Source organism: Vibrio sp. 1069 (assembly GCF_033340555.1).
This window is the reverse complement of record NZ_JAWOWP010000760.1, coordinates 1-559: the sequence shown is the minus strand read 5'-3', so window position 1 is coordinate 559 and position 559 is coordinate 1. Positions and strand designations below refer to the sequence as shown.

The window sequence follows — 559 nt, the reverse complement described above, 5'->3', positions numbered from 1 at the left end:
TCCACCGCGTGCAGACCTTTAAGGAACGTCGAATCGCCAATCAGTGCTTTGATGTCTTTACGGTTCTTCTCGGCAATCGCTTTGACTACAGGGTAGGCTTCTGGGTGCACTGCAGAGGCATCCAGTGGGTTTTTACCATCCATAATACGAAGGAAACCCGCACACTGCTCGAACGCCTTAGGACCTAAACGAGGCACTTTCTTCAAAGTTGTACGTGCTTCGAAACGACCATTTTCATCACGGAAGTCGACAATGTTCTGTGCGATGGTGCTCGACAAGCCTGCAACGCGCGTCAGTAGCGCTGCAGAGGCAGTGTTCACATCAACACCCACCGCGTTTACACAGTCTTCGACAATCGCATCAAGACGTTTTGCCAGCATAGATTGGCTAACATCGTGCTGATATTGGCCCACACCGATCGATTTAGGATCGATTTTAACGAGCTCCGCTAGCGGGTCTTGCAGACGACGAGCAATCGACACCGCACCACGCAGAGATACGTCCATATTTGGGAACTCTTTCGCTGCAAGCTCAGATGCTGAGTAAACCGATGCCCCCG

The 559-nt window shown here is 51.5% G+C and carries 1 protein-coding gene; it reads right to left on the bottom strand.

Annotation, left to right across the window (positions count from 1 at the left end):
• Positions 1-559 (bottom strand): helix-hairpin-helix domain-containing protein (locus R7040_RS28905; protein WP_318097959.1); only part of this gene is annotated, 559 nt, incomplete at both ends.